The organism is Methanobrevibacter curvatus, from assembly GCF_001639295.1.
GTDB classification, from domain to species: domain Archaea; phylum Methanobacteriota; class Methanobacteria; order Methanobacteriales; family Methanobacteriaceae; genus Methanoflexus; species Methanoflexus curvatus.
Window position 1 is genome coordinate 1 of the sequence record NZ_LWMV01000222.1, and the last position, 16,305, is coordinate 16,305.

Genomic DNA, 16,305 nt, shown 5'->3' on the forward strand with positions numbered 1-16,305 from the left:
AAATAAGCAAGAAAAACAGTAAAAAAAGGCAAAAATCCCATAATTTAAAAAAAATCTCCATAAAAATACAATTTTTAAAAAAAAAATAAAAAAATTAATTAAAAAAAGCAGGTTAATAGAAAATCTCATATAATTATTACCTATATATATTTATATTAAATTTTATAAAAATTCTCTTAAATTTTTATTAAAATATAACAACCAATGGTTGTTGTTTTGGATAGTTGATTTTAATGGGAGATATAATTTTGAATAGTAATCAAAAAGAATTTATCAAAAATATTAAAGAAAAGATCCATAAATCTCAGTATATTGCTTTAAAATCAGTTAATAAAGAATTAATTAATCTTTATTGGGATATTGGAAAATATATTAATAATATTGATGAAAGTTGGGGTAAATCTATTATTAAAACACTATCATCATAATTACAAAATGAATTTCCTGGAATTAAAGGTTTTTCAGTCAGTAATATTCATTCAATGCTTAAGTTTTATCGGGAGTATAAGGATAATGAAAAACTCCAACCATTGGTTGGAGAAATTAGTTGGACTAAACATATTTTAATAATGCAAAAATGTAAAGATTCACAAATGAGAGAGTTTTATATTTTAGCTACAAAAAAATTTGGGTGGACTAAAAGTGTTTTAATTCATCAAATTGAAAGTCAAGCTTATGAAAGGTTTTTAATAAATCAAACAAACTATGATAAAACTCTTTCACCAGAAATTAAAAATCAAGCTAAATTAGCAGTAAAAGATGAATATATTTTTGATTTTCTAGACTTAGGTGAAGATTATAGTGAAAGACAACTAGAACTAGGATTAATTAAAAATATTAGGAGTTTTTACTTGAAATGGGAAATCAATTTGCTTTTATAGGAAATCAATATAAGTTAGAAATAGATGATAATGAATATTTTATAGATTTATTATTGTACCATAGACAATTAAAATGTTTAGTTGCTATTGAACTTAAAATTGGGAACTTTATCCCAGAATATAAAGGTAAAATGGAGTTTTATTTAGAAGTATTAAATGATAAAGTTAAACTTCCTGATGAAAATAATTCAATAGGAATAATTATTTGTAAAGAAAAAAATAGAACTGTTGTTGAATATTCTTTAAAGACTTCTAATATGCCTATTGGTGTTGCAAGTTATAAAACCACAAGTAAATTGCCAAAGGATTATAAAAAATTACTACCTGCCAGTACTGAAATTGCAGAAAAAATCGATTTACTTTTAAAATATGACAATGTATATGAATGATTATTTTTTTTTATTAAATATGCAATAAATAGTTTTTAAAATTTTAAATAGTGATAAAATGATAGAATCAAATTAAATGATGAAAGTTTAGATATATTAAATGAAAATATAATTAAACTAAAAGAGTTATTTCCAGAAATAGTAACAGAAGACAAAATTGGCTTTGATAAATTTAAACAAATTTTGGAAATTATATTGAAGAATCAAATGAAAGATACAACTTCACATGGCATGGAAAATTAAAAGCTATTCAATTAGCTCAATCCTCTTCTACTGGAACTTTAAGACCATGTAAAGAAAAAAGTAAAAATTGGGGCACTACAGAAAACTTATACATAGAAGGAGATAATTTAGAAGTTTTTAAATTGCTTCAAAAGTCTTACTAGGGTAAGATAAAAATGATTTACATAGACATACTATATAATACTTGAAAAGACTTCGTCTACCCAGCAATGCTGTCAACTTAAGGAATTATTAATATATTTTCATGAATAAGTATTATAAACTGAAAGATTCATTTATAAAGCAATTTCAATTTTTTAATGAAAGTAATGATATTTTGAAAAACATTTTTCTTAAGTTGACAGCATTGAGCTTAGGATGTATTTTTATGCAAGGGTGTAAAAAAGTGTGGAGTTTTTTTAGAAAAAATCACTTTTCATTTATAAACCTTTATAAGTAAAATTTAAAAATTTAGGAAAAACTCCACAAAAATTTACACTCTCCTAAAATACGAATATTTAAATATTTTAATATCAAAATATTAGTATATTAAAATATTAGTATATTAAAATATGTTTATATTTCTTGATAAATATATATAATTAAATATTGGAGTGTGCAATAATGAAAAATAAAATGAAAAATGAAACTATTACAACTATAAAATTACCAAACGAAACTTTAAAAAGAATAAAACTTTTAGCTATTGAAAAGGGAACTACACAAAAGAAAGTAATAAATGATCTTTTAAATCAATCACTAAATAGAGTAGAAAATAAATCTACTGGAAAAATAAAAGCCAGAATAATAAATAGTGAAATGCCTGGTTATGATCCAGACAACAAAGCGAATATAGATGATCTTATAGGGATAGCTAAAGTAGATAATGCAAAAGATATAGATGTAAATGAACTAATAGACAGCATACACTATAAAAAAAAGTTGTATTAATATGATATTCCTAGAAACAAGCTATTTAATAAACTTGAATGTTCCAAAGCTACAAAACCACTGGAGAGCCAAAGAAATATGGGGAGAAATAAAAGACAAAGAAAAGATAATTAGTAAAATGATAGTATATGAAACAATTACTGTGCTTAGAAAATTAAAACAAGATACTAAAACTGTTAATAAAGTTTATAAATTATTAGTTGATGGGAAAATAAAAGTATTGGAAGATGTATTATATTATGAACAAGCATTAGATTATGCATTAAACAAAAATACTATAGGTTTCTTTGATAATCTTAGTTATATTGTAATGCAAAACAATGATATTGAACAAATAGCTAGTTTTGATGAAGATTTTGATATATTCAATAAAATAAAAAGAATAGGCAAAAACTAAAAAATAAGTTGTGAGAAAATGATAGAGTCAAAATTAAATGGTGAAAGCTTAGATATTTTAAATGAAAACATAACTAAGCTTAAAGAGCTATTTCCAGAAATAGTAACAGAAGACAAAATAGATTTTGATAAATTTAAACAAATTTTTGGAGATTATATTGAAGAATCAAATGAAAGATATAATTTCACTTGGCATGGAAAATCAAAAGCCATTCAACTAGCTCAATCACCTTCAACTGGAACTTTAAGACCATGTAAAGAAGAAAGTAAAAACTGGGATACCACAGAAAACTTGTACATTGAAGGCGATAACTTAGAGGTTCTTAAATTACTTCAAAAGTCTTATTATGGTAAAATTAAGATGATTTATATTGATCCTCCATATAATACTGGAAAAGATTTTGTATATCCTGATAATTACAAAGACAACTTAGAAAACTACTTAGAGATGACAGGACAGGTCGCACCTAGAAACTCAGGAGAGAGAGAGAGAGAGAGAGAGAGAGCATTGGTATTAAATTAAGTACAAATACAGAAACAAATGGCAGATATCATGGAAATTGGCTTAACATGATGTATCCTAGATTAAAATTAGGTAGAAATTTGTTAGCTGATGATGGTGTAATTTTTATAAGTATAGATGATAATGAAGTTAATAACCTTAAAAAAGTCTGTGATGAAATTTTTGGTGAAGAAAATTTTGTAGCACAATTTAATTGGATGAAAACATCCACACCTCCAAGTTTGTCAAAAAATGTTAGAAAGAAATTAGAATATGTGCTATGCTTTAAAAAATTAAAGATAAATGGGCTTAATGGAGGAATTATAGATGGAGGTGATATGCCTTTATTAAATGAATCTAACGATTTAAAAGTTTTAATTTTTGATAAAAATTCACTAAATTTGAAAATTGATGATGGAATTTATAAAAAAGGAAAGTATGATAGAATTAATATTAAAGAAGATTTTATTGTAAAAAATAATAGTGCTCAAAATGATTTAGTTATTGAAGGGCGATTTAAATGGATACAAAATACTTTAAATAAGGAAATAGATAAGGGGACAATTTTTTGGGTTAAATCTAAAAAATTTGCTATTAGGTATGAAAGACAAGATGAGCGAATAAAAGTCCCATCTAACATAATTTCTAAAGATGAATGTGATGTTGGGACAAATGAAGATGGAAAAAAGGAAATTCTTTCTTTATTCAATTCTCATGTTATGGATTATCCAAAACCATCAAGTTTGATAAAATATTTAATAAATATGAATGTGGATTATGACCCTATAATTTTAGATTTCTTTTCAGGATCATCTACAACTGCAGAAGCTATATTAAAATTAAATGTTCAAGATAATAAAAAAATTAAATTTATTATGGTTCAACTTTCTGAACAAATTGATAAAAAATCTGAGGGATATAAATCAGGTTATAAAAATATAGCTGAAATTGGTAAAGAAAGAATTAGAAGAACAGGTGAGAAAATAAAACTAGAATCAGATAATCCTAATTTAGACATAGGCTTTAAAGTATTCAAATTAGACTCTTCAAATTTAAATAAATGGAATCCAGATTATAATGATTTAGAACAAACATTAATTAATTCCTCAGAAAATTTAGTTCATGGAAGAACAGAATTAGACTTAATATATGAAATCATGCTTAAATATGGTATTGATTTAACATTAGCTATTGAAGAATTTGAATTAAAGAATAAAAAAATATACTCAATAGGATTTGGATCTCTATTAATCTGTTTAGATAACAATATCACAAAAGAAATAGCTACAGAAATAATTAAACTTAAAGAAAAATTATCTCCAGAAACTACAAGAGTAGTCTTTAAAGATAATGGTTTTGCAAGTGATAGTGATAAAACTAATATAAAAGAAACACTAAAAACTAATAATGTTAATGAATTTATAACAATTTAAAACTTTTATTATTATTTTTTTCAAATAATTTAATAAAATAATGCAACCATTGGTTGCAGTTTTGGATAATGATTTTATGAATGACATAATTTTAAACAATGCACAAAAGGAATTTATAAAGGACATAAAAGAAAAGATTAGGCAATCACAGTATACCACCTTAAAAACAGTTAATAAAGAGTTAATTATTCTTTATTGGAATATAGGAAAATCAATAGTGTCAGCTGATCAAAATTGGGGAAAATTTATTGTTAAATCATTATCTTTAGAATTACAGAATGAATTTCCTGGAATTAAAGGGTTTTCAGAAAGAAATCTTTGGTATATGGTTAAATTTTATAAAGAATATCATGATAATGAAAAATTATTACCATTAATTGGAGAAATTAGTTGGACTAAACATATTTTAATAATGCAGAAATGTAAAGACTCACAAATGAGGGAATTTTACATTTTAGCTACAAAAAAATTTGGATGGACAAAAAATGTTTTAATCCATCAAATTGAAAGCCAAGCTTATGAAAGATTCTTAATAAATCAAACTAACTATGATAAAACTCTTTCTTCAGAAGTTAGAAAGAGAGCTATTTTAGCTGTGAAAGATGAATATATTTTTGATTTTTTAGACTTAGGAGAAGACTACTGTGAAAGACAATTAGAAACAGAACTTGTTAAAAATATAAGAAAGTTTTTACTTGAAATGGGAAGTCATTTTACTTTCATGGGGAATCAATATAAATTAGAAATAAATAATAAAGAATATTTCATTGATTTACTTTTATATCATAGGAAACTAAAATGTTTAGTAGCTATTGAACTCAAAATTGGTGAATTCATTCCAGAATATAAAGGTAAAATGGAATATTATTTAGAAATTTTAAATGACAAAGTTAAACTACTTGATGAAAATAATTCAATAGGAATTATTATTTGCAAAGAAAAAGACAGAACGGTGGTTGAATATTCATTAAAATCATCTAATTTGCCTATTGGTGTTGCAACTTATGAAACTACTTGTGATTTACCAAAAAACTATGAAAAATTATTACCAAATGCTGAAGAAATAGCAGAAAAAGTTGACTTATTTTTAAAAGATAAAATGAATAATCATAGTAATGATATTAGTTAATTCCACAATTTTAGTAAAAAAATACTTATAATTAATTTTAATTTGTAAAATGTGATAATATGATAGAATCTAATCTAAATGGTGAAAGCAAAGATATTTTAAATGAAAATATAACTAAACTTAAAGAACTATTTCCAGAAATAGTAACAGAAGATAAAATAGACTTTGATAAATTCAAACAAATTTTTGGAGATTATATTGAAGAGTCAAATGAAAGATACAACTTCACATGGCATGGAAAATCAAAAGCTATTCAATTAGCTCAATCCCCTTCTACTGGAACTTTAAGACCCTGTAAAGAAGAAAGTAAAAATTGGGATACTACAGAAAACTTATACATTGAAGGAGATAATTTAGAAGTTCTCAAATTAATTCAAAAGTCTCACTATGACAAAATTAAGATGATTTATATAGATCCTCTATATAATACTGGAAAAAATTTTGTATATCCTGATAATTACAAAAATAATTTAGAAAATTATTTAGAGATGACTGGGCAGGTCGCACCTAGAAACTCAGGAGAGAGAGCATTGGGATTAAATTAAGTACCCATGCCGAAACTTCTGGGAGATATCATACTAATTGGCTTAATATGATATATCCTCGCTTAAAACTTGCAAGAAATTTATTAAGTGATGATGGTGTAATTTTTATTAGTATAGATGATAATGAATTAGAAAATCTTAAAAAGATTTGTAATGAGATTTTTGGAGAATATAACTATATTGGTAACTTTATTTGGCAAAAACAAGGAAATGATAATAAATCCATTTTTTCAGGTGTGAAAACATTCAGAAATGATCATGAATTAACAATAGTATATGCTAAGATAAAATTAAATCTAGAATTTGAGCGACCAGAAGAAAAAATTGAATTTAAGAATAATTATGGCAATGCAGATAATGATCCTCGTGGAAATTGGATGTCAGCAGAATTAGGTAAATCTGATGCAAGATCATTATCTCATGGAAAAAATTATTTTACACTTACTGCACCTAATGGGATACAATGGACAAGACAATGGTATTTTAATAAAAAAGATATGGATGAATTAATAGAAGATAATAAAATATATTTTGGTAAAGATGGAAGCTCAGTTCCAAGGTTAAAGAAGTTTATTACTGAAACAAGAAAAAAGATACCATCATCATTGTTAACAAATCAAGGATCTACAAAAATAGGACAATCTGAACTTGATGGATTATTCAATGGAAAAAGATATTTTGATTATCCGAAGCCAAGCATGTTGATTAAATATTTAATTAGATTATTAAAATCAGAATCTTCTATCATTCTCGACTTTTTTTCAGGATCATGTACTACTGCTCATGCAACAATGGAAATTAATAGAGAATATAATTGCAATAGAAAATTTATTATGGTTCAATTACCTGAACCTACTGATAAAAAATCTGAAAGTTATAAAGCAGGTCATAAAAATATTTGTGAAATTGGAAAAGAAAGAATAAGAAGAGCAGGAGATAAAATACTCTCAGAAAGTGAAAATAAAGAAGTAGATATTGGATTTAAAGTATTTAAATTGGATTCATCAAATTTAAATAAATGGAATCCAGATTATAATAACTTAGAAAAAACTTTAATAGATTCATCAGAAAATTTAGTTCCTGGAAGAACAGAGTTAGACTTAATATATGAAATCATGCTAAAATATGGTATTGATCTTACATTTACTATTGAAGAATTTGATGTAAATAATAAAAAAATATATTCCATAGGTTTTGGAGCTTTATTGATCTGTTTAGATAATAACATCACAAAAGAAATAGCTACAGAAATAATCAAACTTAAAGAAAAATTATCACCTGAAACTACAAGAGTAGTTTTCAAAGACAATGGTTTTGCAAGTGATAGTGATAAAACTAATATTAAAGAAACATTAAAAACTCATGATATTGATGAGTTTATCACTATTTAAGGACATGAGTATAATTTATTTTAAGAGATTATATGTAAAATACTATAAAATCATTTCTATCAATATTATTTACTTAAATTTTAAGTTTTAGTAATACTTTTTTTAGAATTCAAATTTTTTATTAATCATTTTTTAAGTAACATTTATATATATAAATTAATATATAATATTAATATGAAGGAAAAACATGAAAACAAAATAAAAATCAAAAAATATCTAATATATTATTATGAAACGAAAAGAGGATGGGCAATAGTAATAATGCCAGACGAAGTAAGAATAGATAATTTTCATGGGTTTCCACACATGCATTATTTTGCAGGGGATAACAACCACAAATCAATAAAAACAAACACATTAACTGAAGCACTAGCAATAATAATTAATTATTTAACTAAAAATGATGAATTAATAAAAGAAGATCTAAAAGAGGAATTAAAATGATTATGATAAATTTAGTTAGAAATATAGAAGCAAAAGAGATAATAAAAGAATTAGAAAAAAAATACAGCACAATTAAACATCTTAAAACCATTATAAAACAAGAAAAAAACATGAAACTAGAATTTGACCTAGAACAATGGGAATATGCTCTAGAAAATCCAGAAGAAATTATAAAAGATGGTAAAGTATTAATAAGTGACAATATCAACATAGGCAAAACAGAACTAGAAATAATAAATTTTATTAAAAATAAAAAACCTAAATCAATAAATGAATTAGCTAGTTTATTAAACAAAGATAATAGTACAATGCAAAGAAAAGTTAAACAGTTAGAACAAGAAGGATTATTAGATTTGAAAGATGGGGTTAAGAATAGTAAAATACCTGTTGTTAATTATGATAAAATAGAAATAGCTATATAAAAAAGAAATTTATTTACTAAAAAGATAAATCCTAATTTTATATTAGTACAATTACCTGAACATATAGATTAAGGAAATTATAAAAATATATATGAGATAAGAAAAGAAAGAATAAGACGAGCAGGAGATAAAATCCTAAAAGAGTCCAATAACAAAGATTTAGATATAGGCTTCAAAGTTTTTAAATTAAATTCTTCTAATCTTAAAAAGTGGGAACCAGATTATGAAAAACCTGAACAATCTGTCCTTACTAGTATTAATAATATCAAAGAAGATAGAACCGAATTAGACTTAGTATATGAAATAATGATTAAATATGGAATTAATCTAACTTTACCAATTGAAGAATAGGAAATAACTAATAAAAAAATTTATTCAATTGGGTTTGGATCTTTATTAATCTGTTTAGACGATAACATCACAAAAGAAATAGCTATTCTCTTAATTGAAAAAACAAAAGAACTGTCTCCAGAAACTACAAGAGTAGTCTTTAAAGACAATGACTTTGCAAGTGATAGTGATAAAACTAATATTAAAGAAACCTTAAAAATTAATAGTATTGATGAGTTTATCACTATTTAAATTATGACTTTTATTTTTCAAACAAAAATCTAAAGATATGTTTTTATTTAAAAAGCAGATAATTATTTATATATGCTAAATCATATTTATATGTATAAATTAATATGTATAAATTAATAATTAATATGGTGTAAAAGATGGAAACTAAAGATAGGTTAAGAACTACTTTAAATCTTGATAGAGATATTATTAATTCAATTAAAATCATTGCTGCAAATAAAAACTCTACACAAACTGAAATAATAACTGAATATCTTAAGAAAGGTTTAGAATTGGAAGATGAGAAAAATAAAATACCTGAAAACTTAATAGCTAATAAAAATACATACAACCCTGACCCTGAAAGAAGAATGAAATTTGCAGGAATTATTAAAACAAAAAAACCAGTTAACCTTACTAAAACATTAGAAGAAGTAAGGAAAATGGAGTATTGAAATGATTTTTTTAGATGCCAACTTTTTAATCCATTTATATGTTGAAAAGAATAAAGAGCATAAAAAAGCTAAGAAAATATTAAAATCTTTTGGTGATGAAGAAGTATTAATCTCAAAACTTGTAATTACAGAAGTAATAACAGTTATGAACCTTAAACTAAAACAAGATATTAATTTAATTTTAGAAGTTTATAAAGAATTAAATAGAGACTATAAAGTTCTAATAGATAATGATTTCTATGATGACGGATTAAAAATGCTTTCTAACGAATTAAAAGAAAATAAAAAAAGATTACCCCTATTTGATTGTATTTACATAGCTTTAATGAAAAAATTAGGAATAAAAAAAATAGCTACTTTTGACAAACATTTCAAAGGTATAGACGGAATAGAAGTAATAGATAATTAATGAGAATTTTAAATAAGTTGTGATAAAATGATAGAATCAAAATTAAATGGAGAAAGCTTGGATATATTAAATGAAAACATAATTAAACTTAAAGAACTATTTCCAGAAATAGTAACAGAAAATAAAATAGACTTTGATAAATTCAAACAAATCTTTGGAGAATATATTGAGGAATCAAATGAAAGATATAATTTCACTTGGCATGGAAAATCAAAAGCTATTCAAATAGCTCAATCACCATCAACAGGAACCTTAATACCGTGTAAAGAAGAAAGTAAAAATTGGGACACCACAGAAAACTTATACATTGAAGGAGATAATTTAGAAGTTCTTAAATTACTTCAAAAGTCTTATTATGGTAAAATTAAGATGATTTATATTGATCCTCCGTATAATACAGGAAAAGATTTTGTATATCCTGATAATTACAAAGATAATCTTGAACATTATCTCGAAATGACGGGGCAGGTCGCACCTAGAAATTCAGGAGAGAGAGAGAGAGCATTGGTATTAAATTAAGTTCAAACTCAGAAAAAGATGGAAGATTTCATACAAACTGGCTAAATATGATGTATCCTCGCTTGAAATTAGCGAGAAATCTTTTAACTAATGATGGAGTTATTTTTATAAGTATTGACGATAATGAATTGAATAACCTTATGAAAATTTCTGATGAAATTTTTGGAAAAAGCAATTTAGTTACTATAATCACAATTAAAACAGGTGGACCTGGTGGTTTTAAATCTAAAGCCAATAAACCAGTTAAAGTAAAAGAATTTGTGTTGATTTATGCCAAGAATATAGAATATTATAATTACATTTCTACTTTCGTTGAAAAAAGTGGAAAATGGGACACTCATTTCAATAGCTTTTATGATCATGAATCAAATCAAGTTTTTCCTTTGATTGAAATTTTGAAGAAGAAAAAAATTGTTAATGAAAATACAAAATTATCTGATTTATCTCTTAATCAAAAAGAATTCCAAGATTTTTATAGAAAATATAAAAGTAATATCTTTGACACCAAGTTTTATAAAGATTCAGAAGAAAAAAATAAATCATTACAATCAAAAGATGAAGTTATTATCCATAAGCGAACTGATGGGAGGAAACTATATCTGTTAAATGGTAGATTATTAAATTTTTTAGAAACCTCATTTAAACCAATCAATACTACTGGAACAAAGGCAATTACCACTCCTTTGTCAGATATATGGGAGGATTTACCATATAATAATATACAAAATGAATCGAATATTCCTACATTTAAAAGTGGACAAAAACCATTAAATTTGATTAAGCGGATGTTATCTATGACAGACACTAATAATCAAATAATTCTTGATTTTTTTTCAGGATCTTCAACTACTGCTCATGCAATTTTAGAATTAAATGCTTTAGATAATTATAAACGAAAATTTATCATGGTGCAAATCCCAGAACCTATTGAATCAAAAGAAGAATTATATAAAGAAGGCTTTTTCAATATTGCTGAAATAGGTAAAGAAAGAATAAGAAGAGCAGGAGATAAAATCATAGAAAAGTCAAATAATAACGATTTAGACACAGGTTTCAAAGTTTTTAAGTTATATTCTTCGAATCTTAAAAAATGGGATCCTGATTATAAAGATCCTGAACAGGCTTTACTTACAAGTGGAGATAACATCAAAGAAGATAGGACAGAATTAGACCTAATATATGAAATAATGCTTAAATATGGTATTGATTTAACATTACCAATAAAAGAATTTGAATTAAATAATAAAAAAATATACTCAATAGGATTCGGTTCTTTATTAATTTGTTTAGATAATAACATCACAAAAGAAATAGCTACGGAAATAATTAAACTAAAAAAAGAATTATCACCTGAAACTACAAGAATTGTTTTCAAAGATAATGGCTTTGCAAGTGATAGTGACAAAACTAATATAAAAGAAACTCTAAAAACTAATAATATTGATGAATTTATAACGATTTAATATAACTATTATTTTGTTCCGAATTTTTTAAAAAAGTTTGAAAGTGACTCTAAAAACTAATAATAAAGTAGTGGTTTTAATGGAAGAAAATAATTTTGAAATGAAAAATATATTGTTATATATGAGTAGTGAATGTTCTATAACATTAAAAGTTATTATAGATAATATGAATGAGATAATGTTGACTACACAGAAAACAATAGTAAATTTATTTAATGTTGCTACTAAAAAGGCGAGTAAACATTTAAATAATATTTTTGAAGATGGTGGGCTCGATAAATCAGAAATAACATTCAATGTGAACAATTCCACTATTGGTGGAAGTCTTATTATTAATCCTGAATCAACTAAACAACCAATATTATATGATTTTGATGCGATTATATCTGTAGGATAGAGAGTTAACTCAAAAAAAGCTACATTTTTTAGAAAATGGGCAAATAAAATGTAAAAATTAGTGTAAAAAATTAATTACAAGGAATATATTAAAAATAACGGAGTAATGAGTAAATGAAACTAAAATTTGATTCAAACTTAAAATATCAAAATGATGCAGTCTCAGCAGTAGTCAATTTATTTGAAGGGCAAAATTCAATGCTATCCTATTTCACTGTAACAGGACAACTTTCTCTAGATAGTACAGTTCAAGGTGTAGCTAATAAATTGGATATCAGTCCAGATGAAGACATATTAAATAATTTAAGAGATATACAGAGTAAAAATCAATTACCTCCTAGTGAAAACTTATCCTCTTCTACAATGGACTTTAACATTGAAATGGAAACTGGAACTGGTAAAACTTATGTTTATTTAAAAACTATATTCGAATTAAATAAAAAATATGGATTTACAAAGTTCATTATTGTTGTTCCAAGTTTAGCTATTAAAGAAGGAGTTTATAAATCAATAAATATTACAAAAAACCACTTTAAAGGATTATATGATAATGTAATTTATGATTCATTTATTTATGATAGTCAAAAGCTTGAACAAGTTAGAAATTTTGCTGTAAACAGTAATATTCAAATTATGGTAATAAATATTGATGCATTTAGAAGAAGCTTCACAGATCCTTCAAAAGAAACTAGTGCTAATATCATACATAGGCCTAATGATAAGTTAAATGGTTGGAAACCTATTGAACTTATTCAAGAAACTAACCCTATTGTTATTATTGATGAGCCTCAATCTGTAGCTAATACTCCTAAAGCTAAGGAAGCTATTGAATCTCTGAATCCATTATGTACTTTAAGATATTCTGCAACACATAGTGAAATTCAAAACTTAATATACAGATTAGATGCAATTAATGCTTATGAAATGAATTTAGTTAAACAAATTGAAGTAGCTTCTTTTGAATCCTTAGATTATCATAATAAAGCTTATATGAAATTAATTTCTGTAGATAATAAAAAATCTCCTATAACTGCTAAAATTGAAATTGACCAATATAAAAATGGGAATGTTAAAAGAAAAGTTTGTACTGTTAAACAAGGGGATGATCTCACATCAACAAAACTTGGAAACAGAGACATTTATGAAGGTTACACAGTAAATGAAATTTATTGTGGTGAAGGAAATGAATATGTTGATTTTACAAACAGAGAAGAAACATTAACAATTGGAAAAGTTGTTGGTGATATAGATGATTTTGTTGTAAAAAGACAACAGATTAGAAAAACAATTGAGGAACATTTAGATAAAGAACTAATCTTAACAAAGAAAGGAATTAAAGTTTTAAGTTTATTTTTTATAGATAAAGTAGCTAATTATAGGACTTATGATGAGGAAGGAAATCCTCAAAAAGGACCATATGCTCTAATGTTTGAAGAGGAATATAATAAATTAAGTCAAAAACAAAAATTCAGTGCTTTAAAAGATGTGGACATTGAAACACCTGTTGAGAAAATTCACAATGGTTACTTTTCTATTGATAAATCTGGTAAAAATAAAGGTAAATTTAAAGATACAAAAGGCAATACATTAGCTGATGATGATACATATTCGCTTATAATGAAAGATAAAGAAAGACTTTTAAGTTTTGATAGTCCTTTAAGATTTATTTTTTCCCACTCAGCATTAAAAGAAGGTTGGGATAATCCTAATGTTTTCCAAATTTGCACATTAAATGAAACAAAATCCACTATGAAAAAAAGACAAGAAATTGGAAGAGGATTAAGATTATGTGTTAATCAAGAAGGAGACAGAGTTCATAATAATGACATTAATATTTTAACTGTTATGGCTAATGAAAGCTATGAGGATTTTGCAAAAACTCTTCAAAAAGAAATGGAACAAGAAGCAGGAATTAAATTTGGAATTATTGAAAAATATACTTTTTCTCATCTTAGAATGGAAAATAAAAAAGGAGAAGTTAAAACTATTGATAAAGTAGGATCTAATGACATTTTTAACTTCTTTAAAGAGAAAAAATATATTAATGGCAAAGGTAAAATATTGGATACTCTAAAATTAGATCTTAAAAATAAAAAAGTGGAAGTTCCTAAAAGATATGAAGCTATATCTAGCTCAATTGTTGATATAGTTAAAAGAAAAATTGGTGGAACTATTATTAAGCCTGCACGCCAAAAAAGAGAAGTCAAAATAAACCATAAAGTATTTTCATCTCCTGATTTTGAAAAAATTTGGAATAAAATAAAATTCAAAACAACTTATGAAGTTGAATTTGATAGTGATGAATTAATAGATAAATGTTCAAATGCATTAAAAGAGGATTTAGATATAAAACCACCTAAATTAATTTATACAAAAGCAGGAATTAATGTTAAAGCAGAAGGTGTTGTGGTATCAGAAAAAGGAAGGCTAACAGTTCACTCAGAAGAATATGAAATTGCTTTACCTGATATTGTTACATTTCTTCAAAATGAAACTTATCTAACAAGAAAAACAATTGTAGATGTTTTAATTAAAAGTGGAACATTAGAACAGTTTAAAAAGAATCCTCAAGAGTATATGGAAAGCTCTTTAAAAATTATTTCCCGAGAAATGAAGCATATGCTTGTTGATGGAATAAAATACAGAAAAATAGAAGATGATTATTATTGTCAAAATCTATTTAAAAATGAAGAGTTATATGGTTACCTCTCAGAAGATGAAAAAATAAATAATTTAATAGAAAGTGATAATTCAGTTTATGATTATGTTAGATATGATTCAAATATTGAGAAAGAATTTGCAGAAAGACTTGAAGATGATGAAAATGTTTTAGTTTATACAAAACTACCTGGATGGTTTAAAATAAACACTCCAATTGGTAAATATAATCCTGATTGGGCTGCTTTACTTGAAGATGATGGTGAGGAAAAGATGTACTTTGTTGTAGAAACTAAAGGGAATGTTGATCCAGAAACACTTAGACCAACTGAAAAAGATAAAATTACTTGTGGTAAGAAACATTTTGAAGCTATTGATAAAAATATTAACTTTGAAGCCGTGGATAGTTATGAAACTTTTAAAGAAAAAGCTTAGAAATTAATAGAATATTATTCTATTAGTATTATTTTTCCATAAATTAAATAATGAATGAAAATTTAAAAACAATATTAATAAGTAACAATGCGATTCCAAAACCACCAATTAGCCCAGTAACAAACCTTAAATATTATTACTTCTCTTAAATAAAATATTGACTAAACCCATCTAAAATCATAGGTATTAATAAAATAATTCATCAACAAAATCCACAACAAAACGAGAAACATGATCTTCAGGAACATAAAAAGAATGAACCTTGGAAATCCACTTCTCTTGACCAACATCAGATTTAACTAACTCATAAAAAATTACCAACAAAATCCAAAATCAACTAAATAAATATATATAAGTCATTATATATAATTTAACGAAAATTAGACTTTTGATCATGAATCGTAATGAAAAAAATCTTAAGATCAAGGATTCAAATCCCTCCAAGTCCGTTTATTATTTTTCATGTGTATGTGTTTTTTTACTGTGAGGATGTCCAATAATTCAAAATTTTTAAATTTTAGATAATTTAAAATTGGTTTTAAAATTGATTAAATTTAGTATAACTATTAATTACAACTTTATTTAGTAAAATAATACTTAATAAATTATAAATTTATATTTGAATAGTAATTTACTGATTAAATTAATTTTAAATAAATTAATTTTTTTCATGAAATTAATCATGGGACATCTTCATGTGGGAT

Annotated in this window: 18 protein-coding genes and 1 pseudogene; 17 read left to right on the forward strand and 2 right to left on the reverse strand. The window is 24.8% G+C overall.

Annotated elements, in window-relative coordinates; translation table 11 throughout:
* The first annotated feature begins 233 nt into the window (after positions 1 to 233).
* From MBCUR_RS10840 to MBCUR_RS09335, 11 genes and pseudogenes are all read left to right on the forward strand, one after another.
* Positions 234 to 881, forward strand: a pseudogene (locus MBCUR_RS10840) (DUF1016 N-terminal domain-containing protein).
* Entirely contained in the window at positions 857 to 1,270 is a 414-nt protein-coding gene (locus MBCUR_RS10720) for a PDDEXK nuclease domain-containing protein (protein WP_211265151.1), read from the forward strand. Before MBCUR_RS10840 ends, MBCUR_RS10720 begins: the two are co-directional and overlap by 25 nt.
* Positions 1,271 to 2,116: 846 nt before the next feature.
* On the forward strand, positions 2,117 to 2,443 hold the full coding sequence (locus MBCUR_RS09305; protein ID WP_067092639.1) for a ribbon-helix-helix domain-containing protein: 327 nt from the start codon (positions 2,117 to 2,119) through the stop codon (positions 2,441 to 2,443).
* A gap of 1 nt (position 2,444) precedes the next feature.
* Positions 2,445 to 2,840: a type II toxin-antitoxin system VapC family toxin gene (locus MBCUR_RS09310; protein ID WP_067092640.1), complete on the forward strand. Its 396-nt coding sequence runs from the start codon at positions 2,445 to 2,447 to the stop codon at positions 2,838 to 2,840.
* 18 nt (positions 2,841 to 2,858) lie between these two features.
* Positions 2,859 to 3,362, forward strand: a complete 504-nt coding sequence (locus MBCUR_RS10725) for a DNA methyltransferase (RefSeq protein ID WP_211265152.1) — start codon at positions 2,859 to 2,861, stop codon at positions 3,360 to 3,362.
* Positions 3,353 to 4,774, forward strand: coding sequence for a site-specific DNA-methyltransferase (locus MBCUR_RS09315; protein ID WP_281190594.1), 1,422 nt, complete (start codon positions 3,353 to 3,355; stop codon positions 4,772 to 4,774). Before MBCUR_RS10725 ends, MBCUR_RS09315 begins: the two co-directional genes overlap by 10 nt.
* Positions 4,775 to 4,814: 40 nt before the next feature.
* Positions 4,815 to 5,903, forward strand: coding sequence for a PDDEXK nuclease domain-containing protein (locus MBCUR_RS09320; RefSeq protein WP_211265154.1), 1,089 nt, complete (start codon positions 4,815 to 4,817; stop codon positions 5,901 to 5,903).
* 59 nt (positions 5,904 to 5,962) lie between these two features.
* Positions 5,963 to 6,448: a DNA methyltransferase gene (locus MBCUR_RS10730; RefSeq protein ID WP_211265155.1), complete on the forward strand. Its 486-nt coding sequence runs from the start codon at positions 5,963 to 5,965 to the stop codon at positions 6,446 to 6,448.
* A complete protein-coding gene (locus MBCUR_RS09325) occupies positions 6,439 to 7,839 on the forward strand; it encodes a site-specific DNA-methyltransferase (protein WP_281190595.1) in 1,401 nt (466 codons plus the stop codon). The genes MBCUR_RS10730 and MBCUR_RS09325 overlap by 10 nt, the downstream gene beginning before the upstream one ends.
* 174 nt (positions 7,840 to 8,013) lie before the next feature.
* On the forward strand, positions 8,014 to 8,283 hold the full coding sequence (locus MBCUR_RS09330; RefSeq protein ID WP_067092642.1) for a hypothetical protein: 270 nt from the start codon (positions 8,014 to 8,016) through the stop codon (positions 8,281 to 8,283).
* A complete protein-coding gene (locus tag MBCUR_RS09335) occupies positions 8,280 to 8,705 on the forward strand; it encodes an HVO_A0114 family putative DNA-binding protein (protein WP_067092643.1) in 426 nt (141 codons plus the stop codon). The genes MBCUR_RS09330 and MBCUR_RS09335 overlap by 4 nt, the downstream gene beginning before the upstream one ends.
* A 371-nt stretch (positions 8,706 to 9,076) precedes the next feature.
* Here the strand turns inward: MBCUR_RS09335 and MBCUR_RS10630 are convergent, their stop codons facing one another.
* Positions 9,077 to 9,280, reverse strand: coding sequence for a hypothetical protein (locus MBCUR_RS10630; protein ID WP_169805826.1), 204 nt, complete (start codon positions 9,278 to 9,280; stop codon positions 9,077 to 9,079).
* Between the two features lie 144 nt (positions 9,281 to 9,424).
* Between MBCUR_RS10630 and MBCUR_RS09340 the strand changes: the two genes are divergently transcribed.
* From MBCUR_RS09340 to MBCUR_RS09360, 6 genes are all read left to right on the forward strand, one after another.
* On the forward strand, positions 9,425 to 9,721 hold the full coding sequence (locus tag MBCUR_RS09340; protein ID WP_067092644.1) for a DUF6364 family protein: 297 nt from the start codon (positions 9,425 to 9,427) through the stop codon (positions 9,719 to 9,721).
* A 1-nt stretch (position 9,722) separates the two neighbouring features.
* On the forward strand, positions 9,723 to 10,130 hold the full coding sequence (locus MBCUR_RS09345; RefSeq protein WP_067092645.1) for a type II toxin-antitoxin system VapC family toxin: 408 nt from the start codon (positions 9,723 to 9,725) through the stop codon (positions 10,128 to 10,130).
* A 27-nt stretch (positions 10,131 to 10,157) separates the two neighbouring features.
* Entirely contained in the window at positions 10,158 to 10,649 is a 492-nt protein-coding gene (locus MBCUR_RS10735; protein WP_211265157.1) for a DNA methyltransferase, read from the forward strand.
* The gene (locus tag MBCUR_RS09350) at positions 10,640 to 12,112 is read left to right on the forward strand and encodes a DNA methyltransferase (RefSeq protein ID WP_281190596.1); all 1,473 of its coding nucleotides are present in this window, start codon (positions 10,640 to 10,642) and stop codon (positions 12,110 to 12,112) included. Before MBCUR_RS10735 ends, MBCUR_RS09350 begins: the two co-directional genes overlap by 10 nt.
* 79 nt (positions 12,113 to 12,191) lie before the next feature.
* The gene (locus MBCUR_RS09355) at positions 12,192 to 12,509 is read left to right on the forward strand and encodes a hypothetical protein (protein ID WP_067092646.1); all 318 of its coding nucleotides are present in this window, start codon (positions 12,192 to 12,194) and stop codon (positions 12,507 to 12,509) included.
* A gap of 113 nt (positions 12,510 to 12,622) precedes the next feature.
* On the forward strand, positions 12,623 to 15,601 hold the full coding sequence (locus tag MBCUR_RS09360) for a type III restriction-modification system endonuclease (RefSeq protein ID WP_067092648.1): 2,979 nt from the start codon (positions 12,623 to 12,625) through the stop codon (positions 15,599 to 15,601).
* 186 nt (positions 15,602 to 15,787) lie between these two features.
* Here the strand turns inward: MBCUR_RS09360 and MBCUR_RS10635 are convergent, their stop codons facing one another.
* Positions 15,788 to 15,925, reverse strand: a complete 138-nt coding sequence (locus MBCUR_RS10635; protein WP_169805827.1) for a hypothetical protein — start codon at positions 15,923 to 15,925, stop codon at positions 15,788 to 15,790.
* Between the last annotated feature and the right edge of the window lie 380 nt (positions 15,926 to 16,305).

What these genes read in the sequence shown, in the direction of transcription:
- MBCUR_RS09340 (WP_067092644.1), top strand. Translation starts at nt 9,425, where the DNA reads ATGGAAACTAAAGATAGGTTAAGAACTACTTTAAATCTTGATAGAGAT.
- MBCUR_RS09310 (WP_067092640.1), top strand. Translation starts at nt 2,445, where the DNA reads ATGATATTCCTAGAAACAAGCTATTTAATAAACTTGAATGTTCCAAAG.
- MBCUR_RS10725 (WP_211265152.1), top strand. Translation starts at nt 2,859, where the DNA reads ATGATAGAGTCAAAATTAAATGGTGAAAGCTTAGATATTTTAAATGAA.
- MBCUR_RS09305 (WP_067092639.1), top strand. Translation starts at nt 2,117, where the DNA reads ATGAAAAATAAAATGAAAAATGAAACTATTACAACTATAAAATTACCA.
- MBCUR_RS10720 (WP_211265151.1), top strand. Translation starts at nt 857, where the DNA reads ATGGGAAATCAATTTGCTTTTATAGGAAATCAATATAAGTTAGAAATA.
- MBCUR_RS10735 (WP_211265157.1), top strand. Translation starts at nt 10,158, where the DNA reads ATGATAGAATCAAAATTAAATGGAGAAAGCTTGGATATATTAAATGAA.
- MBCUR_RS10730 (WP_211265155.1), top strand. Translation starts at nt 5,963, where the DNA reads ATGATAGAATCTAATCTAAATGGTGAAAGCAAAGATATTTTAAATGAA.
- MBCUR_RS09345 (WP_067092645.1), top strand. Translation starts at nt 9,723, where the DNA reads ATGATTTTTTTAGATGCCAACTTTTTAATCCATTTATATGTTGAAAAG.
- MBCUR_RS09355 (WP_067092646.1), top strand. Translation starts at nt 12,192, where the DNA reads ATGGAAGAAAATAATTTTGAAATGAAAAATATATTGTTATATATGAGT.
- MBCUR_RS09320 (WP_211265154.1), top strand. Translation starts at nt 4,815, where the DNA reads ATGCAACCATTGGTTGCAGTTTTGGATAATGATTTTATGAATGACATA.
- MBCUR_RS09335 (WP_067092643.1), top strand. Translation starts at nt 8,280, where the DNA reads ATGATTATGATAAATTTAGTTAGAAATATAGAAGCAAAAGAGATAATA.
- MBCUR_RS09360 (WP_067092648.1), top strand. Translation starts at nt 12,623, where the DNA reads ATGAAACTAAAATTTGATTCAAACTTAAAATATCAAAATGATGCAGTC.
- MBCUR_RS09330 (WP_067092642.1), top strand. Translation starts at nt 8,014, where the DNA reads ATGAAGGAAAAACATGAAAACAAAATAAAAATCAAAAAATATCTAATA.